This is a genomic window from Paenibacillus sp. FSL E2-0151, assembly GCF_037993015.1.
In the GTDB taxonomy this organism is placed as follows: Bacteria; Bacillota; Bacilli; order Paenibacillales; family Paenibacillaceae; genus Paenibacillus; species Paenibacillus amylolyticus.
In genome coordinates, this window is sequence record NZ_CP150308.1 from 1,485,278 (window position 1) to 1,510,659 (window position 25,382).

Here is a 25,382-nt window from a genome sequence, read left to right on the forward strand (position 1 = left end):
TAACAAAATGTCATTTACGTTGAAGGATGGCAATACTCCATTTCAATTTCCGGTAAACCCTGAAGAAGTTAATATTTCCAGATCTAAGGGATATGAAACGGTCAATATGTTGGAGCATGGCGAGTTTGATTTTGCACAAGGGGAGAAGGTGAAGGAGATCACCTTCTCTTCTTTTTTTCCGAAACGATATGATCCGTCCTATTGCATGGATGAAAAATATTTTCTGGATCCACGCGTGGCGATGAATGTGTTGAACACTTTTCTCATCTCCAAAAAGCCGCTGCGTTTCATCATTTCAGAGACGGGCGTGAACGTGCCTGTTTTTATTGTTTCGCTTAATTCGAGCTTTCGTGGGGGGGAGACAGGGGATATTTATTTCGACCTGACCCTACGCACATGGCGGGATTCCAAGGTGGAGAAGGTGGGCTCTGCGGCATCCGCGAGCAAGTCAGGTTCGCGTACCGATTTGAAAAAGAACAGCAAGACCTACACCGTCAAATCTGGCGACTCCCTGTCCAAAATAGCAAAGCTTGAGCTGGGTAGCAGTTCCAAATGGAACGAGATCTACAAGCTCAACGCAAAGATCATCGGGAGTGATCCGAACCGGATCAAACCCGGACAAAAGCTGGTGATGCCATGACCTACAAGGTCATTGTCGACGACAAATACGACATCACCAAGTTGGTGGAGACGATTACGCTGAAGGACTCGCTTGACCAGATTGCCTATCAGGCTAACATCCGGCTGGCGGTGTCTGCATCTTCCGGTCTGCCTTCGATCTCACCGGGCATGGCGGTGCGGATTAGCGGGGTTCCTTTTGGCGAAAAATCCATGGTTCATCTGTTGCATCCTGCGGTCATCTGGGAGGTGGAAAGCTCGAACAGCGGCACCAAGCGGCTGTCTCTCACGGTGTACGACCGGATGATTTATCTGGAAAAATCGGAGGACGAGTTCCTGTTGCCTAAGGATCAGACCGCTACGCAACGACTCAAAACCTACGCCAAAGAGTGGAAGATTCCATACGCTACATTGCCAGAAACCAAGATAAAGCTGGGAAAAGCCGTGTATCGGTCACAGACGATCTTTTCGATGATGTTTGCTGATCTGAAAGAAACGGCGAAGTCCGGCGGGGAAATGTACCATCCACGGATGACACCCGGCGGGTTGCAACTCTTCCAGGTCGGCAGTAATGCAAAGGTGTATGAACTTGATCGACTGATTGATCTGACCCAGATGCGTACGCTCGAAGGGGCGGTTACCAAAGTGAAAGTCATGGCGGCGTCGGAGTCACCGAGTGGCAAAGAAGTTCCTTCCAAAGTGCTTGCGATTGAGCAGGATCGTGTGGAAGAACTGGGCACATTACAAAAGCTGGTAGAGGACGATCAGGTGAAATCGACAACCGCCGCGAAAAAACTGGCGAAAAGTCATCTGACGGGTATTCAGGAGACCTTTACGATATCCGCACCGGATGTGAATACGATCCGCGCTGGGGACGCAGTGTTGTTAAAAGGACTGAAGCTAATCGTCATGTCGGTTAGCCGTGATCTGTCTGCCGGACCTGGAATGATGACGTTGGAACTGGGGACAGCCGAGCTGGTGAAAAGGAGGTATTACCTTGAATAAAGATGATCCGTATGGGCATTTTGCCGACGTCATGCGGGGTGCGATGAGTACACATTCCCGTCAGGCCGTGAGCGGGCTGGGCGCGGTACTGGGTACGATGACCTCATCCGGCGTGAAGCTGGATGATTTCAAGCACGAAGTGCAGGATTATCTCGTGGCCGAGTTGCCGGGCACGCTTGGACTGCCGGAGCGCGAGGCTGCTGGCGCGATTTCCGGTATACCTGACGTGGCAAACGGCGGAACGACGGGCACGGGACGGTTTCTTTTGCAAGAAGAGGAAGTGGAAGAAACGGTGTTGTCTCTTGGCAAAGGTCTGAAAGCGGGAGATCGTGTGCTGGCGATGCGCGTGAATGGCGGTAACGACATTGTGGTGCTGTGTAAGGTGGTGAGTGCGCATGCCTAGTTTGTTCCCGGAAACGGGTGTGGTCTGGGGAGATGAGGAGGGTCTGTCGGGGGCGGCTTCGGAAGAGGTACGCTTTGGACGGAGCTGGCGATTCGATTACGATGCAGGGGATTTTGTGCTGACCCCAAGTGGTAAAGTCGCTGCGGCTGGTGGGCATGAAGCCTGGGTACAGTGGTGCATTAAGGCCGTGAAAACGCCAAGATACAGACATGTGATCTATTCCCGAAACTATGGTTCGGAGCTGGAGGATCTGGTGGGTCAGGGTGACAGCCGGGGTGTGATGGAAAGTGAGATTACCCGGATGGTGACTGAGACGTTGCTGGCTGATCCACGCACGGATTCGGTAGACCAGTTTACGTTTGATTGGAATCGGGAGCAGTGTATGTTCTCGTGCCGAGTGGCGAGTGTGCAGGAAGAGATGTTTATTCTGGAAAGTGAGGTGATCTGACGGGATGGCTGAGATTCCGCGTTATTTGGAGGACCAGACGGAGGAACAGATTATGCAGCGCATGCTGGATCGTCTGCCCGCGGATCTGGATAAGTCGGAAGGATCGTTTCTGTGGGATGCGGAGGCTCCGGTTGCGTTTATGCTGTCTGAAGCGGCATTGTGGGCGCAGGAATTACTTCGGCGAGGGTTTGCTAGTACTGCGGCGAGCAGTGATCCGAATTTTCGTTCGGAAGAGCTGGATCTGCGGGCGGGAGAGCACGGCATCACACGGCGAGCTGCGGTAGTTGCACAAGGTTCGGTTAGATTCGTGGGTACGCCGGGCAAGGTGATTCCTGCGGGTACGGTTGTGGCTACGCTCGCGGATGAAGTATCTGCTGAAGCTTCGCTCGAATATGAGACAGTGGGACGTTTGGAACTGGATGCAGATGGTTCTGGGGTGGTAGGCGTGCGAGCCCTTGTTGCCGGAAAAGAGAGTAATGTGCCTGCAGGCACGGTAACTGTGCTCTCTACACCTGTAAGTGGCGTGACTTCTGTCACGAACGTTGATGTGATCAAAGGCGGTGCGGATATTGAGGCCGATACGGCATTGTTGGAACGCTTTTATGCCAAAGTCCGCAACCAAGGGACAAGCGGCAACAAAGCACAATATGTGCAATGGGCCAGTGAAGTGCCAGGTGTTGGTGCAACGCGTGTTATTTCTTTATGGCAAGGGCCAGGCACGGTGGGATTGTATCTGCTGGACACGGAAAAGCGCGCTGCGGGCACCGATCTGGTGACGGCGGTACAGAAGTATGTTGACCCCACGCAGGATGGACAGGGTGAAGGCGTTGCACCGGCGGGGCCAGTGGTGTCCGTGATGCCAGCCGAGGAAGTGCCGATGAACATTCAGGTGAAGCTGACTCTTGCTAGTGATGCAACGTTGGCCGATGTACGAGCATTGATCGAACGCGGGGTGACCGCGTATCTGAAGCAGTTGGCTTTTGCCGATCCACTCGTTCGTTACACCCGCATTGCCGCGATTCTGCTGGACATTCCGCCGATTATCGACTATTCGGAGCTGACCGTGAACGGTGTAAGTGACCAGAATATCGAGATGATCGCGAGTCAGGTGGCGGTGCTGGGGACGGTGGATGTGTATGAGTAGTGTTGGGCAGATGGTGGGCGAGGAAGTAGTTTTGGAGTGTGGAGACCAAGAAAGATTGGGAGAGGTACGCCGATCTGAGTTGAAGCTGGTGAGCGAGACGCTCCATGTGGATGTGCAAGGAAGGGAGGGGACAGGGCATGAGTGCTCCTTCTATTGTAGATGTTGGACTGACGAGTGAGAGAGGGCGGGAGTTGTTCTCGTATTTACCAAGGTATTATGAGACATCACGCGTGATGCAGGCCGATATGCAGGCCAAAGGCAACGAGATGGATCTACTGTACCAGGCGCTGGATGAGACGTTGGAGCAGTTTTTTGTCCGTACAGCGACGTGGGGGCTGGACTTCTGGGAAGAAGAGCTTGGCATTGAGACGGATCGTCTCAAACCCGTGGAACAAAGGCGTGCGGTGGTCGAGTCGAAGCTGCGCGGGGCAGGAAAGTTTTCTGGCAGGCTGGTGGCGAACGTGGCTGAGGCGTATGCCGGGGGCAAGGTGGATGTAACTTTTCAGCCGGAAGCGTGGAGTTTTACGGTGAGTTTTGTGGATACGATGGGCATCCCGCCCAATATTGATGATCTTAAACGGGCAATTGAGGAATTAAAACCGGCCCATATGGCCGTGGAGTATGAGTATCGCTATCTGGTGTGGGATGATCTGGACAAGAAGCAGAAAACATGGGACGAACTCGATGCCGCGTCCTTGACGTGGAATGAACTGGAGGTGTGGGCGTAATGCCAAAAGAAACCGATCGACTGAAATTACCTCTTCCCTTGGGGAACGAGAATGTAACCCGAGAGAGTATTAACAGGATTTTTGAAAAGATTGACGCAGGCGTTGCAACACGTGAATCCATCCTTATACCTGCGGAATCTGATCTTAATAGCTATATTACAGAAGGGGAATATTATTGTCCTGCTAATGCTACTGTAGAAACCTTGCTTAATTCCCCAACAGGAGAGGCGTTTCACTTGACTGTAGAGCCTCATGCGGGAGTGTTGCAAACCCTGACCACCTTCCAGCCTGGCAACTTAGAGGTTTTTCAAAGAAACTACTATTTTGGTTGGGGTCCATGGAATAAAGTACCTACTAGAGACGAACTTGAAGTGATACTGCCCCAGGCTGACGAGAATGCTCAGGCGGCTGTTAACGTCGCTGTTAAACCTATAATTGAAAGTTATTCGCCCAACCTCGTGAAGAATTCCGCCGCATTATTCGGTTTAGATTTTTGGGAGAACACCGGGAGTCAGCTCACTTGGACGACTAGCAAAGGTGCTAAAACATTAAAATATTTTGTGATGTCATCAACCGTACAACAAGGATCAACAGCCCTTTTGCATTCGGAAAGTATAAGCGTCAATCCAGGCGCACACAGGTTTCAGGGTGTTTTTTACACGTTAGGCATGACAACAGATTCCTTGCGTTTAGATGTGATGGACCCAAGAACAGATGATGTAATACGGACACTTATACCAGAGCGAAACACGGATTGGCACCGCAAGTCATCGGTGGTTACAATTCCAGCCGGGCTGTTCAGCGTTAAAATACGGCTGACCGTTAGCGGCATGGGCGGAGCTGTGACAAACTCAGCTAAAGGAATCACTAGAATCAAACTTTCGGAAGGTTCAGCCGATGTGCCTTACAGCGCCGAGGGTGATGATTTGGCACTGTACGAGTCAAGCAAACAAAAAACTCCATGGGGGGCGCTATAGATGGCAGATACAGCAGTTAAATTATTTGGCGGCACACTCCCGACTACGCCGACAGTTGCTTACACCGGAAAAGCGAATACGACATGCATCCTTAAATCAATAGTGATTTGTAATTTTAGTAGCGTGACCAATTATGTTTCTATACGACTAAGTGGCAATCGATATTTGGTTGGCGGGAGACCTTTAAAACCGTATGAAACTTTAGTTGTACCAGTAACCGACCTCGTTATTAACCCATCGGAAACGTTCGAAATATGGAGCGGTGTAAATAGTGGATTCGTAAATGCTAGGATATCCGCTATTGAACGAGACGGGTCCCCTGCAACTTTGGGGTTAAGTCCCAGTCGCGTAACATTGAATACAGGCATTACATCAATAACTACGTCCGCCTCCGCTAAAAGGCTGGTAAAATCCTTTGTGATTACCAATTATGACGGGGGAACAAGAACTGTAACTGTCCGGTTTGGCGCTTCTGGGGATGCCAACAACCTAATAGGAAACTACAAGATATCCGGGTACGATACTGTTTTAATACCGTTTGCTGACATCATACTCACTTCTGGTGAATGGGTAGAAGGTTTTGCTGATAGCTCAAGTGTGGTTGTTGTCCACGCCGTTACTCAGGTGGTGACATAATGCCGACACTTGATAATTTCTCACTGAGCAATCAGGGGTTGGGTGGTCCTTCGCTTGAACTCGAATCAACGTTAAATGGGACGTTGAACATCGTAGCTGAAGACGGCACTGCGAGGAATTCGCCTTCAAACAGTTATACAAAGATTAAAGCTATTCAAGTAGGATACAAGGGGAAGTACAGGATAACAACCAATACAAGCGCAAGCACTTCGATAACTGGTTGTAAGATCGCTATTTTTGTAAATGGGGTTTATCAAGGGGTTAGTTTTGATGTTCCGATAGGTTCAGGAGGTCAAACCTTTGAGGTGACGGTAAACGCCGGGGATTCCATAGAAGTGTGGGTGTATCATACAGGCGGAAACTCGTTTAATGTAAGCCGTGTTACTCTTTATTCTTCTTTAGCGCCTGTAGGGAAAGTCACGCTTTCTTGATCTTAAAAGGAAAGCACAAGCGAGTGGAACGGTAGAGAGATAGCAGGGGGAAAGGGTGTGACGTTGTGAGCCGGGAAAGCTTATACTGTTGTCTGTTAAAACCCGAATAAATATATTCAGGAAAGGAAGTGAAAATACAATGCAAACAGGAATGAGAATTATATATATGATCAATACGGTGAAATTGTAGCTTCAATTTGGCAAGGTGACGGCTCGACACGAAACGAGATTACGAAATTGGAACACATTGATCTGGAATATGATGAGACGCCTTAACATTTATCGAATTGTGAAAATTGATCCTTAAACAAAACTGCCAGTGCTGGAAAGGATTCATACCGAACTGACAGTGGAAGAGAACATAAAAGAATTGGAAGACCCAATTTTGCTCATGGCTAATGAAAATACAGGAGCGATTTTGTAATGGTTAACCAAGTGGTTGTAAGGAATGCAACGGAAAAAATCTTGGACAAAGGACTTTATCCAAAAACGGGTCAGGTGTACTTGTTGGATGACATCACCAATGCTGATTATCGGCAAACAGTCGAGGATTACATTTTAGAACAAACTGAAGGGAATTAATGAGCGTACCTAAGTGGTGCGCTATTTTTAAGCTCTAGAGCCGTCAGGGGCTTTCATATTGAATTCAGGGGGAGTTGATCTGGAGACAAGTAGGTAAATGTATTTTGGCAGCAGGTAGCTCAGCGGCTTCATATATAGGACACGAAAAATCGGATGCCAGTCCGGTGTCATATAGAAACGATACCTTTTGTAAAAATATTCAACCCCAAAGGAGGTGAACCATGAGCATAAACCACTTAACCGACTCTATCTCTACAACACTAACTCAGCACTTCCCGAACATCCCGATCCTCCCCCAAACGGGCACTGGTCCCACCCCGGGCATATCCTACCGTCTGCAGTCCGCTCAACTCACCAGGGAACGAAGCGATCGCTTCGTGCAATCTTATGCCTTTGAAATCCGCTGGCTTGACGCAGACAATATCCCGGCAACACTGCCGGACGAGTTGTTTGAAGCATTGGAAACCATCAACGTGGAGGGCACACCCTATCGCGCAACGGAACTGCGTTGGGAGACGGAGAATGACACACCGCGAATGCTGGTGTACTATACCATGCGAACCACCAAAGTGTCGGAGTCCGCCGCTACTATGCAACAACTGGAACAGCGGCCTTCCGTACTTAAAGCTACGAGAGAATAATGATATGAGTTCAACGTAACGATGTTTATCCTGTCCTTGGAGTAGTCAGTATAGCTTGAACTTAATTAACCAAATGAGGGGATCAGTATGAAAGGAATAGGAGGCGCATTGGCGATGTTTACGAAAAAAGAACCGGATCCTAAAACACCGGAAGCTCAACAGAAAAACAATCAAAAATACAGCAAAGCACAGTTCGCCGAATCGAGGCAACTTAGCTGGATTGAGAAAGACATTTTGGCAGCAGTTCTGCTGGAAAAACAAACATACACTTTGCAAGAAGCACAGCAACACATCCAACAATTTATGAATGGGGAGGCACAATAATGGCTGGAGGAACATGGACGACACAAAACAAGGTACGCCCCGGCGTATATATGAATTTTGCATCAGAGGGCTCATTGCCGGGTACGGTAGGGGAGCGGGGAACGGTCGCATTGGCACTTCCATTGTCATGGGGGCAAACAGGCACAATCCTGACGGTACAAGCAGGTGAAGATGTACAAGCCAAATTGGGCTATGACTGGACAGCACCGCAATTGCTGCTGATCCGCGAGGCATTGAAACGGGCGCAGACCTTACTTCTTTATCGACTCAATGCAGGTACCAAAGCCAAGGCAACCTTGGATAAACTGACAGTCACAGCCCAACACGGCGGTGTACGTGGTAACGATTTGGCTGTTGTAATCTCCGCGAATATCAATGAACCGGAACAATTGGATGTCTCCACTTTGCTTGCGGGTAAAGAAGTAGACAAACAAACTTCATCCACCATCGAAGCTCTGGAATCCAACGCATACGTTACATTTACTGGTGAAGGGGCACTCACAGCTACAGCGTCACTTCCACTAACAGGTGGATTGGATGGCGCAGCAACGAACCAGGAGCATTCCGATTTCCTCACCAAGCTGGAAGTACTGGATTTTAACACGGTCGGCCTGATTTCAGATGATGCCACACTCAAGTCAGTCTACACAGCTTACATCAAGCGTTTGCGTGATACCGAGGGCAAGAAGGTACAGCTGGTTCTGTCCGATTATCCGGCTGCAGATCATGAAGGCATTATCAGTGTCAAAAATGGTGTTGTGCTCGCAGACGGTACCATTCTTACGCCGAAACAAACCGTAGCATGGACTGCCGGTGCAACAGCGGGTGCTAACCTGAATGAATCCCTGACGTTCCGTGCGTATGACGATGCCGTGGATGTGAACGGACGACTGACACATAGCGAGACAGAAGCGGCATTGCGTAATGGAGAGTTTGTATTCACGGCGAGCAGCAACCGTGCGGTGGTGGAGCAGGATGTAAATACGTTCCGTTCGGTGACACCGGATAAGGCACGTCATTTTGCCAAAAACCGTGTGGTGCGTGTACTCGATGGCATCGCTAACGATATGAAACGGATTTTCGAGTCCTATTATATCGGTAAAGTGAACAACAACGAAGATGGGCGCAGCCTGTTCCGTTCCCAATGTGTTACTTACCTCAAGCAACTTCAGGATATTGGGGCGATTCAAAATTTTGATTCGAAAACAGATATTACCGTTACTCCGGGAAATGAGACTGACAGTATTCTGATCGAGATTCAGGTCCAACCTGTGGATTCCGTTGAAAAAGTATATATGAAAGTGAAGGTGGTTTAAGATGGCATTTTTGAAAGCAAGTGACACAATCTCCGGCCAAGAAGGCCGCGCATACGCAACGATTAACGGACAGACGGAAGAGATGTATTATGTGAAGACGCTGGAAGCAACAGTGGAGAAACAAAAAGCAGAGGTAAAAACGTTGGGCCGCCGCGGTGTACAGCACAAAGCAACTGGTTGGTCCGGTTCGGGTTCCATGACAATTTTCTATACCACTTCCCGTTTCCGCGAGCTGATGCTCCAGTACATGCAAAATGGTGTGGACACGTATTTCGACATTGAAGTGACCAACGAAGATCCTTCCTCTACAATTGGCAAACAGACCGTGACCCTCAAAGGTGTCAACCTCGACAGTGTGATCATGGCATCCCTGGATACCGAGGCGGAGGCTTTGGAGGAAGAAGTGAGCTTTACCTTTGAAGATGTCGATATGCCTGTATCGTTCAATCTGCCGAAGTAATGTAACGTGGAAAGCATAATGATTTGAGATTTATAAAGAGTATAAATTTACAGCGGGTTTGTAAAAGAAACCTGTTCAACTTGCCTGTGTTACGGGCTATTTGGCGTGTCAAAATATTGTTCTTCGCCGCTTCGTGCGGCGGGGGACCTAACTTTAGAGGAGGAACAATACATGAGTGGACTGAGTATGTTTTTTGCCCAAAATGCAGCAACAGATACAACGGAGGAGTTTACCGTATCCCCCCGATTTAAAGATGAGAAAGGTGAGCCCGTTGCCTGGAAACTGCGCAGCATGACTGAGGACGAAAACCAGGAATGCCGCAAGGCAGCTACCCGCAAAATTAAGGGCAAGAACGGTGTCTACACACCCGACATCGATGCGAATGATTACATGGCTCGTCTGATGACGGCAAGTGTCGTTTATCCCGATTTGAAAAACGCAGAACTCCAACGTTCATATGGCGTGATGGGGGCGGAATCGCTTTTGCGGAAAATGCTGTTGCCTGGGGAATTTGCTTCGCTTGGTGAACAGGTCCAGAAGCTGAACGGCTTCAATCAGGATATGAACGAACTGGTGGATGACGTAAAAAACTAATTATAGAGGGCGATTCTGAAGCCAATCTGGCTTATTACGCTCTCCATGAATTAAACATTTTGCCGCATCAGCTAATGGCCTTCTCCATGCGAGAACGAGCAGCGATCTATGCAATGATCTCCATCCGGGTGGAGGAAGAGAAGAAAGAACGGGCCAAAAATCGCACCCGGAAGAAATAAAAAGGAAAGGAGGGAGAAATGAATGTATGCCATGTTTGCAAGACTGTACCTTACTTCAACACGTATAGTAACGCAATTTCAACAATTACCTGCTGCTATAAGTACCATGTTTAATTCTGCTCGACTGAACAGTATTGCAATGGCATCCAAATTGCTACAGGGCGTATCCGAGGAACAAGCCAAAGTGAACGCCGCTTTTGCAGAAGGAGCCGGGCGTGTAAGAGCCTGGATCAGCATGATGAAATCAGCAGGACAAGCGGTTCTTGTTCCAGCAGCACAAGAAGAGGATCTGAAGCATCGCTATATGGCTGCTACGGGTGACGATGCTCAGGGGGAGATGATCTTCAATCGCTACCGTGCGGAAGCTTTCAAGAGCGGACAGAATGTTACGGATGCTTTGAAAGGCACACTATCTCTTATTCCGTATGCACAGAATACCGACCAAGTTGATCAACTGAGGGATATGACTAAACGGTTGAGCTTGCTTTCTCCAGATGGAAAAAGTATGTCAGATGCATCCAGTGCCTTGGTTGCTGCCATGAACGGAAACAATGGTGAACTCGCCAATTCTTTTAACATTCCTGTTGGAGCACTAAGCGGAGCGGGTCTGCAGCAAACTATCGATTCATCCAATTTGGATGAGTTTATACAAAAGCTTGATGTCATTTTGCAAAAGCAAGGCTATACCCAACAGGCTTTTGACACCATGCTGGATTCACCCTTGCAGAAGTGGAATGCACTGGTGAATCAGTTTAATGGGGTTCTCGGCCAGATTGGACAGGTAGCTCTTGTTGCCTTGACGCCTCTACTAGATCGATTAAATGAGGCATTTGCCAATGGTGAATTCACTGGCATTATTGAATGGCTTAGCAATGCATTTACGGTTGCGGCAAACGCGCTGACGATGCTGGTAAATGGCATTCTGTATATAGCAAGTGTGATCCAACAAAACTGGGATATTATTCAGCCGATCCTTATGGCGCTTGCGCTTGTGGCTCTGGCTTTGGTCATTATCCAAGTTTACAGTTTGGTTACAGCCTGGTTATTACTGAATTTGCCTATTCTGCTCGTCATTGCTGCCATCGCAGCTGTTATCGGTATTTTAAGCATGATGGGAATATCGGGAACTGAGATTTTGGGAGCAATTATCGGTACATTTATGCTGCTTGGAGAAATGGTAAGGGTTGTGATTGCCACGATGTGGAATCGATTTGCTATATTCGCAGAGTTCATAGCCAATGTCTTCAAAGACCCATTCTATGCATTCCAAAAATTGCTTTACGATTTGGGAATGTTCGGGATGCAGATATTTTACAATCTTATTGTAGGAATTGAGGACTTTCTGGGCAAAGCGATGGGGGCAATTGGGAAGGTAGCTTCCTTTATTAATGATATCTTTGGTACAAATTTAGCTGTCATGTCCGAAGCCGATATCAACATTGCTAGTAAAAACGTCAAGGGTTGGATGGATACATTGAAATCATTTGAGCCACAGAGTGACAAAGATGTATTCCACATGAATCGAATGGACGGAGAATTCGATCCAAAGGTTTCTGACAAGGGACAAGATGCAGCAAAAAAACTATTATCAAAAATACCTTCTCTGCCTGATCCAAATTCCAAAGAAACAAAATTACCCGGAAACTTCGGCGGCTCAACTCCAAAAACACCTTCCATGCCATCGATGCCAACTGCACCTGCTCCCACCGTTGTTCCCAACAGCAACATGAGTAACATTAACAAAATTAACAATATCGGACAGGTGGACAAGATCGGTGACGTGGATGGCACAGTGGATGTAACCAGCGAGGACTTGAAACTGATGCGTGAGCTTGCTGAGATGCAGGCGATTCAGCGATTTGTCAGCCTTACTCCAACCGTTCAGGTCACCACAGGGGATATCAACAGCGGACATGACGTGGACAGCATCATCAGCAAAATCACCGATGGACTGAACAGTCAGATCGTCTCCAGTGCGCAGGGGGTGTATGGATAAGTGGAATATTATATTCAACTAAGCTTCAATAACCGCTCTGAATACATGTTTTTCCCGGTGACACCTGAGAGCATTGAGTTTTCGGATTCGGGAGACGGTAGTACGTTTAATGTGAGCGCTTTGGGTGAAATTAACGTGATCAAATCGCCGAAGCTGCGTGAAGTCAGTTTCAGCGGGATTTTTCCGGCAGACTACAGCCCGTATCATCTGAACTACGATGCAAGACATCCGGCAATTCAGAAGCAGTTTTACCGTGATCCTTATGAATATGTGAAAAAGATCATCCGTTGGATGCAGACGGGTAGACCCGTCAGGCTGTTCTTTTCCAGTGCAAGGTACACCATTAATATGGCGGTTTCCATTGAGAGCTTCGACTGGAAGGAGACAGCGGGTACGGTGGGGGATATCCAGTATGATATCAAGCTGAAGCAGTTCATTTTTTATGCCGCCAAAAAAGTAGTGCCACTCAAGGACAGCAAGGATACGGCTGCTTCGAAAACAAAAACCAAAGCCTCCCGGCCCAATGAAAAAATCCAGCCCAAGACTGTCACACTCAAAGCCGGAGACTCCTTGTGGTCTGTAGCTAAAGCCCATCTGGGAGATGGATCTCGCTGGAAAGAGTTGCAAAAGCTGAATAGCATCAAAGATGCACAACTGAAGAAGCTGCCGATTGGACTTGTGATCAAGCTTCCGTGAAAGGAGAGGGAATATGCAAGAGCAGATCAGGCTGGATGATAAGCTGGCAAACATGAAGGAACGGTTATTGCTGGATGACAAGCAGGGCAACATCTGGGACATTAGCGAAATTGCCGGTGACATTACGTACAAAACCTCCCGCATCGGCAAGCCTTCCTCTCTGGAATTCACGTTGATCAAGGGCAGTCTGTACCAAAATAAGAAATTTACCTATGAGAATGGATATGTCGTGAAATATATCAGCAACGAGGTAGGCATATTTTACGGATATATCTTCTCGGTGGATAGCGGTAAGGACGAAAGTGTCAAAATCAAAGCCTACGACCAGATGCGTTATCTGACTGCGAATCAGACGTACAAGTTCGTTAATGCTACTGCTGCGGATGTAATTAAACGAATTGCAAAGGATTTCCTGTTGAAGACTGGTGATCTGATTCAGCCCAAATATGTTATTCCACGCATGTTATTTGATAACAAAAAGCTGATTGACATGATCTGTGAGGCGTTGGACCGAACGCTGATCTATGGCGGCAAAAACTACATCTTCTACGATGATTTCGGCAAGCTTGTGCTTCGGGATGTGGAAGAGATGCCTTACGGCTTTGTCATTGGGGATAACAGTCTGCTCACGGATTACAGCTATACGCGGTCGATTGACGACCAGACGTATAACAAGATCAAGCTGTATCGGGATAACAAGGATACGGGAAAAAGAGAAGTGTTTGTTCATCAGGATTCAGGCAGCATCCGTCAATGGGGGCTGCTTTTTTTGTACCAAAAAGCGGATGATGGCCTGAACGAAGGACAGATTGATGACATGCTGAAAACTCTGATGACCCTTCGCAATCGTGAGACGCAGACATTGAAAGTGGATGCACTTGGTGATTTCAAGGTGAGGGCAGGCAGTTTTGTCAACATCCAGATCGATGAACTGAAGATTAATCAATATTTTCTGGTAGACGAATGTACGCATAAGGTACAGGGAGGCGTGCACACGATGTCGCTGGATTTGAAGGTGGTGTAACGATAAATGATGCTGGACGTGATTAAAAAGGCGGCGGTGGCCGCTGTAGATGCCAAGTCTCCCGTTCAGGTAATGTACGGAAGCGTGACAAACACTCAGCCTCTGGAGATCACCGTTGAACAACGGCTGGCATTGGCTGAGCCTTTTCTGGTACTGCCGGAATCCGTAGTGAACAAAACTTGGACCGTGGGTGACCATGTTTTGTTGTTACGTGTTCAAGGTGGAGACAGCTTTGTTGTGCTGGATCGGCTGGTGAATCCATGATTCCACAGGGTGCGCAGATTAGCGCAGAAGATCAGGAAGAAGCTACTGTGCTTCCGAGTCTAACTTATGTATTTCAAGCTTCGGGACAACGAATTGGAAGATTGCAACTGGATGGAAAAGATGCGGTAAAACAGGCGGTGTATAAAGCGTTGTCCACACGCCGCTACGAGCATCTAATCTATTCCTCGGATTATGGTATGGAATGGTCCTGGGAAGGAATGGCCGGGAGATCCATGGTTGAATCGGAACTGGAACGCTGGATTCGCGAAGCGTTGCTTCCAGATGATCGCATTTCGGATGTAACCGAGTTCGATTTTGTCCACGAGGCTGACGGGGTACGAGTTTCGTTTACCGTGGAAACGGATTTTGGAAGCTTCAGGGAGGAGACGGAGGTGAACATGGATGTATGAAGAGCAGACGTTTGAAGTTATTTTAAACCGAATGCTGGATAGGGTACCAGATGGTGTGGATAAACGTGAAGGCAGCATTATCTATGATGCACTTGCGCCAGCGGCAGTGGAAATGGCTCAGATGTATATCGAGCTGGATGTGAACGCCAATCTGAAGTTTGCAGATACAGCCTCTGGAGAGTACTTGGATCGCGCGGTGGCTTGGTCTGGTATTAGTCGGAAAGCGGCCACGAAGGCACGTTGGGTTGGGAGTTTTCGGGATAACGAAGGTAAGCCTGTTGAAGTTCCTTTGGAGAGTCGTTTTTCTACGGGGGATCGGGTGTACGTTATTGTGGAGCGCATCGCGGCAGGACGATATGTGTTGGAGTGTGAAGTCGCGGGAGCGGAAGGTAATGAATATACGGGGGCGCTGCTGCCCATCGATTATATTGCTGGCCTGACGACAGCTGAATTGACACAGTTGCTGGTTCCTGGCGAAGACGAGGAAACGGATCAGGCCTTATATGATCGCTATCAGGACAAAGTTTCCCGTCCGGTCACGAGTGCGAACAAATATCAGTATGAGTTATGGGCACGGGAAAACTCCGGTGTGGGCAAAGCAAAGGCTTTTCCACTGTGGGCCGGGCCGGGTACAGTCAAAGTGGCATTGTTGAATAATGAAATGCAAACACCTGCTGAGGCGGTCATTGAGGCGGTGCAGGAATATATCGATCCAACTCAGGATGGAATGGGTGAAGGTGCTGCTCCAATCGGACCCGTGGTCACAGTAGTGGGAGCGCAAGAGACACCTATTGATGTTGAGGTGCAGGTCACGCTTGCTTCTGGTTCAACGTACGAGGGAGTGAAGACACTGATTGAAACGGGAGTTACGGCGTATCTGAAAGAACTGGCTTTTGCGGATCCGTTGGTTCGTTGGACACGTATTGCCAATGTCATTCTGGATATCCCGCCCGTGATCGATTATAGCGATCTGCTGGTGAATGGTGGTATGTCCAATCTGGAGATCGCTCCCGGCGCAGTAGCTGTTCTTGGGACGGTGAAGGTGACATGAGTAAAACAGAGGTGTTAATGACTCTTTTGCCCCCATTGTATGAAAATGTGCTTGAGATGCAGCTTCTCACGGAGACCGAAGGTGTAGAGCTGGACAAGCTTACGGTGGGTTTGGAAAGTGTGCTGGATCAATTCTACCCAGAGTCTGCGACCTGGGCACTGGAACGTTATGAGCGAGATTTGCAGATTCCGACGAATCAAGCCAAGCCAGATGACCAGCGGAGATCCGTAATCATTTCCAAAATGCGCGGTAGCGGCAAAGTCGCTGGCTCCATGCTCAAGAACGTGGCGCAGGCCTACGAAAGTGGCGGAATTGATGTATCCGTTTTGCCCGAGGAATACTTGATCCGAATTCGCTTCATCGACACATGGGGCTTGCCACCCAATCTGGATGATCTGAAGGCAGCGATTGAGGATATCAAACCGGCACATATGACCGTGGACTACCGTCTGCGGTATTTGACGATTGCGGAAGTTGAAAGCATGACGCTGGAGGAGATCGAACAGACAGGGCAGGATAAATTTGCAGGAGGTGGAGCATAGATGAATGAACCAAAAACACCAAACTTGGGATTGAATAAGATTGACCGTTCCACGCCATCGACGACCTATTTTGATCTGGATAAATATTTGGATCAGAACTGGGAGAAGGTTGATGAGGGTGTAGCGACTAAGCAAGATTTAGAGGAACTTCGTGAAGCGATAGAGGAGATAGATGTTCCTGATGCGTCTTTGACGCAGAAAGGGAAGGTTCAGTTGTCTAGTAAGACGGATGGCACGTCCGAGACGGTGGCGGCAACGGAGAAGGCGGTTAGGGATGCGAGGATTGCTACAAATTATGCAATTGATGTTCATGCCGACTCAATAGTTAATAGTTCGGAAACGCATGGCTTGCGAATCAAAGCTGGAAAGATGGAATATTATAATGGAATCATATGGACTCCAGTGGCTGCAGGTCCAACGACATCTACTGAAAACTTGACATATTATGTTAATTCTAGTACAGGATATGATGGTAATACAGGCTTATCTCCTGCCCAGGCTTTCAAAACTATAGCTAAGGCTATTTCAATCCTACCTGAAGTTATAAACCACAGAGTTTATGTAAGAGTGAATAAAGGAAACTATCCGGAGCAGATTATAATATCTGGAAAGTCAGGTATAGGTAGAATTTATTTGAACGCTTCCAACGAAGTGACAATAGGCAGCTGCTATTTAAATAATTGCTCAGTCGAAGTCGAGATATACGGATTTGATGTAATCAACACTCGAGGCACTTCTTTTCAAATTGAACTATGTAAATATGTACGGTTGAGCAATTGTAAATTTGAACAGGCAACTAGTGATACTGGTATTGGTGTTTTCATACGCAGTGCTTCTAATGTAGCCCTTATTGAAAATAAAATTAGCAACAAATATTATGCGCTATATGTGGATTTAATTAGCCATGTGTATGCTGAGAAAAACACAGGTAGTAATAACTATCTAGCTTTGTATGTCGTTGGTGGATCCGTAGTATCAAAATCAGATTCACAGCTACAAGGTTCGGAACTTACTTTTGGTGGTGGGGTAATTCGATGAAGTTTTTAAGTAGTTCAATTTCAGTTTCAATATTGGTTTCGAATTGTGACAGAGAGGAAAAACATAATTATGTATTAGGAAGTAGAAACCTTTTTTAGGGATTATTTATAAGTTAATTTTTGTATTGTAAAGTTGATAGATTATATTATACTTAACTTTTATTTTGAACAGGGAAGTACTGTTTGGGTTGTTTAATTGGAAACTTTGCTTGTTACGTTTGAGAGAAGAAGAATACTAAAGAAACTTAAAGATTAATTGAGGTGAAACCATGGAACGATGGGATACCCTATGGAAATGGGGAATTGCACTCATGAGCAGCTCGGTAACCTACTTCTTCGGAGGCTGGACAGGCGTGCTCGGTGTATTACTCGTATTCGTCATCCTCGACTACCTAACTGGTATCGCGGCGGCGGGTATGAGTGGGAAATTAGAAAGTAACGTAGGCATGTTCGGCATCGCACGAAAGGTATTTATATTTGCAATGGTATCGGTGGCTCATTTGGTGGACGGTGTTCTGGGAGACGGACATTTGTTCAGGGATGCGGTCGCCTTTTTTTATATCGCAAATGAGTTATTGTCCATTATCGAAAACGGGGGCAAGTTGGGCGCTCCGATTCCGCCTGTGATTAGACAGGCAATTGAAGTGCTCAAGGGCAAAGGGGGAACCGGGGAACTCCCCGGTAACTTCTCACCGAGGGACAAAGACTCTTTTTCACAGGTAGATCCGGACGACATCGATTCACGGACTGGAGATAGTAAGAAGTAATGCGACTATAGCAAGCTAGCACTTGAAAATACACATAACTCAACCCATCAGGGACACGCACACAAGCAACCCCTTATCCAACCGCATTAACTATAGGAGCATTTTGCATCAATCCAGAGAGTGACATCCAATCAGCAATGTATAGATCAGAATGCTCTAATCTGTCTATACTTGTACCCGGGAACGCTTGAATCGAATGATGTAAAATGCTGATACAAACGGCAATTTGCCGCATAAAGGGTGTGAGAAACATGCAAACGAGGAGTTCAGGCAACACACAGGGCATTGACGTCTCCCGATACCAGGGGAATATTGACTGGTCCCAAGTAAAGACAAGTGGCATGACATTTGTATTCATCAAGGCAACCGAGGGACAGACATATACCGATCCGAATTATCAGAAAAATGTAACCGGTGCACTTGCTGCGGGTATGCTGGTCGGAACGTATCATTTCTTCCGTGCGACATCTACCGATGGTGCCAAGGCAGAAGCGGCACATTACGCCAATACACTTAACAAAGTTGGAGGCGCGAAAGCGTTACAACTTCCACCCGTCATGGACTACGAGAACAACCCTGGCAACCTGAGCAAAGCGCAGATGAATACAGTTGCCAAAGCTTTTTTAACTGAATTACAACGTCTGACAGGTGTAAAACCGATCATATACACGGGCAATTCATTTGCCGGTAATTTTGACACATCACTCAGCTCATACGATCTGTGGATCGCGCGTTACAGCAACACCCGTGTACCGGACGACCAGCTGGCATGGAAGCGTTGGACGTTCTGGCAGTATACGGATTCGGGCAAAGTGAATGGCATTAGTGGGAACGTGGATATGAATGAATTCGAGGGAACAGCGGCACAGCTCAGAGCAAGATACGCAGCAGTAACTCCAAAACCACCGGAGCCATCCAATCCGACGAATCCAAGTCATCCGAATCCACCAACCGAACCACCGAAAGGGGGCGAACCGATGACAGCCGAAGAGAAAGCAGCGTTTGATGCGCTCAAATCCCAGGTCGACAAACTGCAGGCGCGTCAGCAGATGGAAGTTCCAGTATGGGCGAAGGCAGCTGTGGATGCAGCACTAGCATATGACACCAAAAATCCATTGTTCAGCATCGATAATGGGGCAAGTTATGATTTTTACCGTTTTATTACCGTAATGCATCGCAGAGGTTTGTTTAAAAAGTGAGCTGATTCTTAGCAAATTAAAATGTTGATCTGATCTGAATGTGGATTGAGTGGAGAAGGAACACGAGACGCTTTTTGTCGAACTGTGTTCCTTTTTTGTGTTTTGTGTAAGTGATATTAACGCATATAATAAAGTTGAATACTTATGTCTGTAAATCGCTTGTCTAATTGATTAATGTGATGTAAAGTAAGTTACACGAAATTGTTTTTCACCACAGTTTATTTACACAATCCTCCTCATCATGACAAAACCATAACATATGAAGTTATTGTAATGTCTCCCTGTTGTACAATCCAACATCTCAAGACGACTCGTTCATACATTTTACACATCCAATCTGCAAGAGAAAGCCACCGATTTAAACAACTTACACGATTCATCAAACAACCTAGCCTATGTTGAGTTTCTTTCATCCGTATTGCTAACAATACCTAATTGGGTTCCCACACTCCATGCCCAAGACGACACGCTCAAGGAACAGACTTTATTGCGTAGCCAGCAGCGTAGTATCCATATGCCCATCAGTATTTTTAATCTACCAACTTAAACTTGCTCTTACCAGTCCATAACCATTCACTGTTTCTTATTGACCTTAGTTCAAATAAAACGCAACAATCTTATTCAATATCATAGATTCATCTCATAGGATACGTTGTTGAACGGTCTCTTTTTCTATAAAAGTAATCAACCGACGTCCTTAATCCTGTGCACGGTGATCTGATATTCACCTGTATTCTATGGGTATCCCATGCTGTTTTTACAGTTCATATACATGCCTTACTTTTCCCAGAACATTAATTCAGGTATCGCAGGCATCTAAAGCCTTTTATATGATACAGAGCACCAAACCGATTGCCAACATTGGAGATCTTTCATGCCAGCATCACACACATTATGAGACAGGGAAGGGTGTTGCACGTATGCGAATGAGAAAAAAATGGATGTCCGGTGTTCTAACGATGGCCTTGAGTACCGTATTGGTGTTGTCCGGTTGCTCCAGTAACGAGAGTGGAGAGAATACGCCTGCTCCGGCGGAAGGAACCGACCCTCCAACCGAAACGGTAGCACAGGATACGATGATTATGGGCCGTGGTGGGGATTCCGTAGCACTGGACCCGGCGATTGTAACAGATGGGGAGTCGCTGAAGATTGGGCATCAGGTGTTTGATTCATTGCTGGACTACAAGGAAGGCGGAACAGAGGTCGTTCCTGGATTAGCAGAGAGCTGGGAGATTTCGGCGGATGGGCTCAAGTATGTGTTTAAGCTGAAGTCCGGTGTGAAATTCCATGATGGAACGGACCTCAACGCAGAGGCTGTTGTGTTCAACTTCAACCGCTGGGGCGATCCGGCGAGTGAATATAAATTTGAAGGAGATTCCTTCGATTATTACGATTCCATGTTTGGTCCAGAGGACGGACGTGTGATCAAGGAAGTGAAGGCGACGGACGAGACTACGGTGGAGTTCACATTGAACCAACCACAAGCGCCTTTCCTGCAAAATATTGCGATGACGCCATTTGGCATTGCCAGCCCAACCGCGATTCAGGAGAAAAAAGAAAACTTTAAGAGTGAGCCTGTGGGCACCGGCCCATTTGTATTCAAAGAGTGGAAGCGTAACGACTCCATCACCCTGGAGAAAAACGCGGATTATTGGAAAGAAGGACTGCCAAAGCTGAACAAAGTAATCGTGCGTTCTATTCCGGATAATACCGCTCGCTTCAATGCCCTGCAAAACGGCGAGATTGATGTCATGGAAGACCTGAACCCGGACGATCTGTCCATTCTTGAGGGCAACAGCGAGTTACAGAAGATCGAGCGTCCACCGTTCAACGTGGCGTATATCGGCTTTAATTTTAAGAAGAAACCATTTGATAATGTCAAAGTCAGACAAGCCCTCAACCATGCGGTGAACAAGCAGGCCCTTATTGATGCGTTCTTTGCTGGACAAGCTGAACCTGCTGTGAACCCGATGCCGCCAACGCTGTGGGGATACAACGATACCATTGAGGATTACCCATATGATCTGGAAAAAGCAAAAGCTTTACTGGCCGAAGCTGGCTTCCCTGACGGATTGCCTGATCCGGTAACCTTCTATGCGATGCCGGTATCCCGCCCGTATATGCCTGATGGCAAGAAGGTAGCGGAAGCGATCCAGGCCGATTTTGAGAAAATCGGAGTGACCGTCACCATCGAATCACCGGAGTGGGCAACGTATCTCGAAGATACAAAGGCCGGGGAGAAGGACGACATTTACATGCTCGGCTGGACAGGTGACAATGGTGACCCAGATAACTTCCTGTATACACTGCTGGATAAAGATGCCATTCCAAGCAACAACCGCAGTTATTATGTAAACGAAGAATTACACACATTGCTGACGGGTGCACAGACAGAAACCGATCAAGACAAACGTGCGGAACTTTACAAACAGGCACAGGTCATTATCAAGGAAGACGCACCATGGATTCCTCTGGTACACACGACGCCAATTCTGGCGGGTAAATCAAACTTGAAAGGTTTCGTTCCTTCTCCACTGGGCACCGAATCCTATGCCGGTGCTTATTTCGAGTAAGCTGTAAGCTGAACTTATCCATTTCAGGATAACTGCGATCTGAAGATGGCACTACAGTTCGGAGTGATTACGTTTTAATTCTTTCTATCAAAGCGCTGGTGAGACGAAATGCTTGGCAGAACCCACATCCGGACGTAACTATCCAAAGCATGCGTTTTTGCCGGCGCTTTTTATTTTGCACGATATGTCGAAGGCAGGTGAACAGGATTGAACAGCTATATTGTCAAACGTGTGCTTGTGTTGCTGCCTGTACTTCTGGGCATGACCCTGATTGTCTTTTCCATCATCCACGCCATCCCGGGTGACCCGGCCGAGACCATACTTGGGCAAAAGGCAACCGAACAATCCAAGCAGGCCCTCCGTGACCAACTCGGTCTGGATAAACCCTGGTTCCAGCAATATTTCGCCTACTTGGGCGATTTGCTCAAAGGCGACCTTGGAACATCCATCCGCACCAAGGTGCCTATTGCCCAGGAAATTGTGCCTTATCTGACAGCAACCCTTGAATTAACGATGGCAAGTATGTTGTTTGCTGTCATTATTGGGGTGAATGCCGGGATTGTCAGTGCATGGAAGCACAACTCCTGGTTTGATTATTGCTGTATGGTCATTGCTTTGGTGGGTGTATCCATGCCGATCTTCTGGCTCGGTCTGATGGAACAATGGCTGTTTGCGAACAAGTTACAGTGGCTGCCGTCCATTGGGCGCATGAATGCGCGTGATCCGGTGGATGCCATTACGGGCTTGTATGTGCTGGATACGATGATTGCTGGACAATGGAATCAGTTGTGGACCGTAACAAAACATTTGATTCTGCCAAGTGTTGCACTGGGAACGATTCCAATGGCTGTTATTGCCCGGATGACGCGTTCCAGCATGCTGGAAGTGATGAGTTCCGATTACATTCGTACAGCAAAGGCGAAGGGACTGGGTCCGTTTTTTGTCGTATATGGACATGCGCTCAAAAATGCGTTTATTCCCGTCCTCACGGTTATCGGCATCCAGACCGGATCGTTGCTCGGGGGGGCGGTGTTGACCGAGACGATCTTTGCTTGGCCTGGCGTGGGACGTTATATATATGAAGCAATTAGTTCGCGGGACTATCCGGTGATCCAGAGTGGCATTCTGATCGTGGCGTTCTTTTTCGTGGTGATCAACTTGATTGTGGACTTGCTTTACGCTGTGTTTGATCCACGGATTAGTTATAAATAGGGCTCCATCAAGAACCAATCTGCAGAAGCGAAGCTAAAAACTTTCTAAAAGAAAGCTACATCGGAAGCATAGCTGCGCATGTCTCGCCGGATTTTCACCTTTAAATAGGTGGATCAATATAATCTGGGGATAACAGCGATCAGAAGATGGTAATGCAATCGTAGTGCTTGAGTGTAATAGAACGCGTTGATCTTTTGTTATATTCATGTTCAAGAAAGGAGACACCGCATGGCCAAATTATCGACCAATACCGGACCATCCATTGACGCTGCGTCGGCGAGCACATCCGGTCCATGGCGGGAAGCGTGGAGAACGTTTCGGAGAAATCGGCTTGCGCTTGCGGGTCTGATTATTATCGTATTTTTTATCCTGTTGGCCTTCCTCGCGCCATACATCGCACCTTACGATTACAAGGAACAGGTGTTGGTGGATCGGCTTCAGGCCCCTTCGGCAGAGCATTGGTTTGGTACCGATGATCTGGGGCGTGACGTGTTTTCCAGAGTGCTGCATGGGGCGCGTATTTCCTTGTGGGTGGGCTTTTTCTCCGTCATTGGTTCCATTATTGCGGGCACGCTGCTGGGGCTGATTGCCGGATTTTATGGAAAATGGGCGGACATGCTTATCTCGCGTCTATTTGATATTTTGCTCGCCTTTCCGGGGATATTGCTAGCCATCGCCATTGTGGCGATATTGGGCCCGTCTTTGCAAAATGCACTGCTCGCCATTGCCATCGTGAACATTCCAACCTACGGAAGATTGGTGCGTTCACGGGTACTCAGCTTGAGACAGGAGGAATTCATTACGTCGGCACGGACACTTGGAGCGGGCAATGGGCGAATCTTGTTTCGCCACATCTTGCCCAACAGCCTTACTCCTCTGATCGTGCAAGGTACACTCGGAATTGGGACTGCGATCATCGAAGCTGCTGCACTCGGATTTCTAGGCATGGGTGCACAACCACCCGACCCCGAATGGGGTAAAATGCTGTCGGACTCCCGTCAGTTTATACAAAAAGCACCGTGGACACTGATCTTCCCCGGCGTTTCCATTATGTTGACCGTTCTCGGCTTCAACCTAATGGGCGATGGACTGCGTGATACCCTTGATCCGAAAATGGCCAAAAAGTAGAATTATCAAACTCAAACTCAAACCGTAACTCTGACCGTGACCGTGACCGTGACCGTGACCGTGACCGTGACCGTAACTTGTAACCCAAGCTCGAACTCAGACTGCAATTTTGATTGAAACTCTAGCTCTGCAAGCCTAACTTCTTCTGTAACGCAGCATGCGTGCCAAAGGCAACGTTAACACTAACCGTAAGCACTAATTTTTATCACAATCCTATCTGAAGCTGTAACGCCAACACTTGCTTCAACTCTAAAGAACCCGGGAGCCCTTATTTTACGATTTCCAGCCAATTTCCCAGTCTAACGAACCTCACACGCGTTATTTTGCGAAAACCTGCGGAAAGTCTCAAAAGGTTGGCTAAAGTCGAGAAATACCATGTCTACGATTCGTTAGATTATGAAGTCATCCCAAAAAGGCCAATTAACGTCTCTGAGATTCGTTAGCGCGTGACTGTCATACTGCTCAAGACATTCAAGCAACCACAATACCAAGATACCAAAATACCAAAATACCCATACAACATACATCAATCTCATCACAGTAAGGCCGAGGATACTCTAAGGTACATTAGATGGATATGTTTTAACGCTATCTACTACAGCAAGAGACACATCACAATCTTTGACCATGCCGGTTCGAACTTTGGTTCGAGGCGGCTTTTGTTTTACCTGCGGGATTACTGTAAAATAATTGGTGATGTGCAAAAGTTAAAGAGTTATTCGATCTTTTAGTTAAAATAACCGCCTACGTATTGACACCCAATTTTCCCATATGTTATATAAAAGGAAGGGTTTAGCACTCCGATCATTAGAGTGCTAACAGATGATGTTTTTACTATAAGCTTACATATGGAATGATTCTGTTTTTGAAAATAGATATTGAACCTGAGTAGAGCATGCGAAGCCAAGGTATGCAACAGACTTGAAGCTGCATTCCACGTCTAAGAAATATCACTTCATTGATATTCTCTATCCTAAAAAATTAGTCGCTGATCAAA

At 47.3% G+C, this 25,382-nt stretch carries 28 protein-coding genes; all 28 read left to right on the forward strand.

Going from position 1 to position 25,382, the window contains the following annotated elements; all coding sequences use genetic code 11:
- The first annotated feature begins 7 nt into the window (after window positions 1–7).
- Entirely contained in the window at window positions 8–640 is a 633-nt protein-coding gene (locus MHI55_RS06655) for a LysM peptidoglycan-binding domain-containing protein (protein WP_036611596.1), read from the forward strand.
- The gene (locus tag MHI55_RS06660) at window positions 637–1,623 is read left to right on the forward strand and encodes a phage portal protein (RefSeq protein ID WP_340389365.1); all 987 of its coding nucleotides are present in this window, start codon (window positions 637–639) and stop codon (window positions 1,621–1,623) included. The genes MHI55_RS06655 and MHI55_RS06660 overlap by 4 nt, the downstream gene beginning before the upstream one ends.
- On the forward strand, window positions 1,616–2,026 hold the full coding sequence (locus MHI55_RS06665) for a hypothetical protein (protein ID WP_036668841.1): 411 nt from the start codon (window positions 1,616–1,618) through the stop codon (window positions 2,024–2,026). The genes MHI55_RS06660 and MHI55_RS06665 overlap by 8 nt, the downstream gene beginning before the upstream one ends.
- Window positions 2,019–2,474 carry a DUF2634 domain-containing protein gene (locus MHI55_RS06670; RefSeq protein ID WP_340389367.1) on the forward strand — a complete coding sequence of 152 codons (456 nt, stop codon included), beginning with the start codon at window positions 2,019–2,021 and terminating at the stop codon, window positions 2,472–2,474. The genes MHI55_RS06665 and MHI55_RS06670 overlap by 8 nt, the downstream gene beginning before the upstream one ends.
- Window positions 2,475–2,478: 4 nt before the next feature.
- Window positions 2,479–3,618: a baseplate J/gp47 family protein gene (locus MHI55_RS06675; RefSeq protein WP_340389369.1), complete on the forward strand. Its 1,140-nt coding sequence runs from the start codon at window positions 2,479–2,481 to the stop codon at window positions 3,616–3,618.
- 137 nt (window positions 3,619–3,755) lie between these two features.
- Window positions 3,756–4,346 carry a YmfQ family protein gene (locus tag MHI55_RS06680; RefSeq protein ID WP_339189259.1) on the forward strand — a complete coding sequence of 197 codons (591 nt, stop codon included), beginning with the start codon at window positions 3,756–3,758 and terminating at the stop codon, window positions 4,344–4,346.
- Complete coding sequence (locus tag MHI55_RS06685; protein WP_339189258.1) at window positions 4,346–5,323, forward strand: pyocin knob domain-containing protein; 978 nt, start codon at window positions 4,346–4,348, stop codon at window positions 5,321–5,323. Before MHI55_RS06680 ends, MHI55_RS06685 begins: the two co-directional genes overlap by 1 nt.
- Window positions 5,324–5,959, forward strand: coding sequence for a hypothetical protein (locus tag MHI55_RS06690; protein WP_221819087.1), 636 nt, complete (start codon window positions 5,324–5,326; stop codon window positions 5,957–5,959).
- The gene (locus MHI55_RS06695; RefSeq protein ID WP_339189256.1) at window positions 5,959–6,390 is read left to right on the forward strand and encodes a hypothetical protein; all 432 of its coding nucleotides are present in this window, start codon (window positions 5,959–5,961) and stop codon (window positions 6,388–6,390) included. Before MHI55_RS06690 ends, MHI55_RS06695 begins: the two co-directional genes overlap by 1 nt.
- Before the next feature lie 423 nt (window positions 6,391–6,813).
- A complete protein-coding gene (locus MHI55_RS06700; protein ID WP_339189253.1) occupies window positions 6,814–6,972 on the forward strand; it encodes a hypothetical protein in 159 nt (52 codons plus the stop codon).
- A gap of 221 nt (window positions 6,973–7,193) precedes the next feature.
- Window positions 7,194–7,613 (forward strand): DUF6838 family protein, encoded by a 420-nt coding sequence (locus MHI55_RS06705; RefSeq protein ID WP_339189250.1) that lies wholly within the window; start codon window positions 7,194–7,196, stop codon window positions 7,611–7,613.
- A gap of 114 nt (window positions 7,614–7,727) precedes the next feature.
- Complete coding sequence (locus MHI55_RS06710) at window positions 7,728–7,937, forward strand: hypothetical protein (RefSeq protein ID WP_339189247.1); 210 nt, start codon at window positions 7,728–7,730, stop codon at window positions 7,935–7,937.
- Complete coding sequence (locus MHI55_RS06715) at window positions 7,937–9,253, forward strand: phage tail sheath family protein (RefSeq protein ID WP_339189245.1); 1,317 nt, start codon at window positions 7,937–7,939, stop codon at window positions 9,251–9,253. Before MHI55_RS06710 ends, MHI55_RS06715 begins: the two co-directional genes overlap by 1 nt.
- A gap of 1 nt (window position 9,254) precedes the next feature.
- Entirely contained in the window at window positions 9,255–9,713 is a 459-nt protein-coding gene (locus MHI55_RS06720; RefSeq protein WP_339189242.1) for a phage tail tube protein, read from the forward strand.
- A gap of 171 nt (window positions 9,714–9,884) precedes the next feature.
- Window positions 9,885–10,307 (forward strand): phage portal protein, encoded by a 423-nt coding sequence (locus MHI55_RS06725; RefSeq protein WP_076251400.1) that lies wholly within the window; start codon window positions 9,885–9,887, stop codon window positions 10,305–10,307.
- A gap of 201 nt (window positions 10,308–10,508) precedes the next feature.
- Window positions 10,509–12,482, forward strand: a complete 1,974-nt coding sequence (locus MHI55_RS06730) for a hypothetical protein (RefSeq protein ID WP_340389371.1) — start codon at window positions 10,509–10,511, stop codon at window positions 12,480–12,482.
- Complete coding sequence (locus MHI55_RS06735) at window positions 12,483–13,178, forward strand: phage baseplate protein (protein ID WP_036668863.1); 696 nt, start codon at window positions 12,483–12,485, stop codon at window positions 13,176–13,178.
- Window positions 13,179–13,191: 13 nt separating this feature from the next.
- Window positions 13,192–14,202, forward strand: a complete 1,011-nt coding sequence (locus tag MHI55_RS06740; protein ID WP_340389373.1) for a hypothetical protein — start codon at window positions 13,192–13,194, stop codon at window positions 14,200–14,202.
- Between the two features lie 6 nt (window positions 14,203–14,208).
- Window positions 14,209–14,466 carry a DUF2577 family protein gene (locus tag MHI55_RS06745; protein ID WP_017690156.1) on the forward strand — a complete coding sequence of 86 codons (258 nt, stop codon included), beginning with the start codon at window positions 14,209–14,211 and terminating at the stop codon, window positions 14,464–14,466.
- Window positions 14,463–14,876: a DUF2634 domain-containing protein gene (locus tag MHI55_RS06750; RefSeq protein ID WP_076251406.1), complete on the forward strand. Its 414-nt coding sequence runs from the start codon at window positions 14,463–14,465 to the stop codon at window positions 14,874–14,876. Before MHI55_RS06745 ends, MHI55_RS06750 begins: the two co-directional genes overlap by 4 nt.
- Window positions 14,869–15,927 carry a baseplate J/gp47 family protein gene (locus tag MHI55_RS06755; protein ID WP_340389375.1) on the forward strand — a complete coding sequence of 353 codons (1,059 nt, stop codon included), beginning with the start codon at window positions 14,869–14,871 and terminating at the stop codon, window positions 15,925–15,927. The genes MHI55_RS06750 and MHI55_RS06755 overlap by 8 nt, the downstream gene beginning before the upstream one ends.
- Window positions 15,924–16,469 carry a putative phage tail protein gene (locus tag MHI55_RS06760; protein WP_076251410.1) on the forward strand — a complete coding sequence of 182 codons (546 nt, stop codon included), beginning with the start codon at window positions 15,924–15,926 and terminating at the stop codon, window positions 16,467–16,469. Before MHI55_RS06755 ends, MHI55_RS06760 begins: the two co-directional genes overlap by 4 nt.
- Window positions 16,470–17,507: a phage tail protein gene (locus MHI55_RS06765; protein ID WP_076251412.1), complete on the forward strand. Its 1,038-nt coding sequence runs from the start codon at window positions 16,470–16,472 to the stop codon at window positions 17,505–17,507. It abuts the gene before it with no gap.
- Window positions 17,508–17,775: 268 nt separating this feature from the next.
- Entirely contained in the window at window positions 17,776–18,273 is a 498-nt protein-coding gene (locus MHI55_RS06770) for a phage holin family protein (protein WP_076251413.1), read from the forward strand.
- 251 nt (window positions 18,274–18,524) lie between these two features.
- Window positions 18,525–19,472 (forward strand): glycoside hydrolase family 25 protein, encoded by a 948-nt coding sequence (locus tag MHI55_RS06775; RefSeq protein ID WP_076251415.1) that lies wholly within the window; start codon window positions 18,525–18,527, stop codon window positions 19,470–19,472.
- 920 nt (window positions 19,473–20,392) lie between these two features.
- On the forward strand, window positions 20,393–22,045 hold the full coding sequence (locus MHI55_RS06780) for an ABC transporter substrate-binding protein (RefSeq protein WP_339189222.1): 1,653 nt from the start codon (window positions 20,393–20,395) through the stop codon (window positions 22,043–22,045).
- Between the two features lie 207 nt (window positions 22,046–22,252).
- A complete protein-coding gene (locus MHI55_RS06785; protein ID WP_315938337.1) occupies window positions 22,253–23,257 on the forward strand; it encodes an ABC transporter permease in 1,005 nt (334 codons plus the stop codon).
- Between the two features lie 228 nt (window positions 23,258–23,485).
- Complete coding sequence (nikC, locus tag MHI55_RS06790; protein WP_074093899.1) at window positions 23,486–24,385, forward strand: nickel transporter permease; 900 nt, start codon at window positions 23,486–23,488, stop codon at window positions 24,383–24,385.
- Window positions 24,386–25,382 lie beyond the last annotated feature (997 nt).

What these genes read in the sequence shown, in the direction of transcription:
- MHI55_RS06655 (WP_036611596.1), top strand. Translation starts at nt 8, where the DNA reads ATGTCATTTACGTTGAAGGATGGCAATACTCCATTTCAATTTCCGGTA.
- MHI55_RS06660 (WP_340389365.1), top strand. Translation starts at nt 637, where the DNA reads ATGACCTACAAGGTCATTGTCGACGACAAATACGACATCACCAAGTTG.
- MHI55_RS06670 (WP_340389367.1), top strand. Translation starts at nt 2,019, where the DNA reads ATGCCTAGTTTGTTCCCGGAAACGGGTGTGGTCTGGGGAGATGAGGAG.
- MHI55_RS06675 (WP_340389369.1), top strand. Translation starts at nt 2,479, where the DNA reads ATGGCTGAGATTCCGCGTTATTTGGAGGACCAGACGGAGGAACAGATT.
- MHI55_RS06680 (WP_339189259.1), top strand. Translation starts at nt 3,756, where the DNA reads ATGAGTGCTCCTTCTATTGTAGATGTTGGACTGACGAGTGAGAGAGGG.
- MHI55_RS06685 (WP_339189258.1), top strand. Translation starts at nt 4,346, where the DNA reads ATGCCAAAAGAAACCGATCGACTGAAATTACCTCTTCCCTTGGGGAAC.
- MHI55_RS06690 (WP_221819087.1), top strand. Translation starts at nt 5,324, where the DNA reads ATGGCAGATACAGCAGTTAAATTATTTGGCGGCACACTCCCGACTACG.
- MHI55_RS06695 (WP_339189256.1), top strand. Translation starts at nt 5,959, where the DNA reads ATGCCGACACTTGATAATTTCTCACTGAGCAATCAGGGGTTGGGTGGT.
- MHI55_RS06700 (WP_339189253.1), top strand. Translation starts at nt 6,814, where the DNA reads ATGGTTAACCAAGTGGTTGTAAGGAATGCAACGGAAAAAATCTTGGAC.
- MHI55_RS06705 (WP_339189250.1), top strand. Translation starts at nt 7,194, where the DNA reads ATGAGCATAAACCACTTAACCGACTCTATCTCTACAACACTAACTCAG.
- MHI55_RS06710 (WP_339189247.1), top strand. Translation starts at nt 7,728, where the DNA reads ATGTTTACGAAAAAAGAACCGGATCCTAAAACACCGGAAGCTCAACAG.
- MHI55_RS06715 (WP_339189245.1), top strand. Translation starts at nt 7,937, where the DNA reads ATGGCTGGAGGAACATGGACGACACAAAACAAGGTACGCCCCGGCGTA.
- MHI55_RS06720 (WP_339189242.1), top strand. Translation starts at nt 9,255, where the DNA reads ATGGCATTTTTGAAAGCAAGTGACACAATCTCCGGCCAAGAAGGCCGC.
- MHI55_RS06725 (WP_076251400.1), top strand. Translation starts at nt 9,885, where the DNA reads ATGAGTGGACTGAGTATGTTTTTTGCCCAAAATGCAGCAACAGATACA.
- MHI55_RS06730 (WP_340389371.1), top strand. Translation starts at nt 10,509, where the DNA reads ATGTATGCCATGTTTGCAAGACTGTACCTTACTTCAACACGTATAGTA.
- MHI55_RS06740 (WP_340389373.1), top strand. Translation starts at nt 13,192, where the DNA reads ATGCAAGAGCAGATCAGGCTGGATGATAAGCTGGCAAACATGAAGGAA.
- MHI55_RS06745 (WP_017690156.1), top strand. Translation starts at nt 14,209, where the DNA reads ATGATGCTGGACGTGATTAAAAAGGCGGCGGTGGCCGCTGTAGATGCC.
- MHI55_RS06750 (WP_076251406.1), top strand. Translation starts at nt 14,463, where the DNA reads ATGATTCCACAGGGTGCGCAGATTAGCGCAGAAGATCAGGAAGAAGCT.
- MHI55_RS06755 (WP_340389375.1), top strand. Translation starts at nt 14,869, where the DNA reads ATGTATGAAGAGCAGACGTTTGAAGTTATTTTAAACCGAATGCTGGAT.
- MHI55_RS06760 (WP_076251410.1), top strand. Translation starts at nt 15,924, where the DNA reads ATGAGTAAAACAGAGGTGTTAATGACTCTTTTGCCCCCATTGTATGAA.
- MHI55_RS06765 (WP_076251412.1), top strand. Translation starts at nt 16,470, where the DNA reads ATGAATGAACCAAAAACACCAAACTTGGGATTGAATAAGATTGACCGT.
- MHI55_RS06770 (WP_076251413.1), top strand. Translation starts at nt 17,776, where the DNA reads ATGGAACGATGGGATACCCTATGGAAATGGGGAATTGCACTCATGAGC.
- MHI55_RS06775 (WP_076251415.1), top strand. Translation starts at nt 18,525, where the DNA reads ATGCAAACGAGGAGTTCAGGCAACACACAGGGCATTGACGTCTCCCGA.
- MHI55_RS06780 (WP_339189222.1), top strand. Translation starts at nt 20,393, where the DNA reads ATGCGAATGAGAAAAAAATGGATGTCCGGTGTTCTAACGATGGCCTTG.
- nikC (WP_074093899.1), top strand. Translation starts at nt 23,486, where the DNA reads ATGGCCAAATTATCGACCAATACCGGACCATCCATTGACGCTGCGTCG.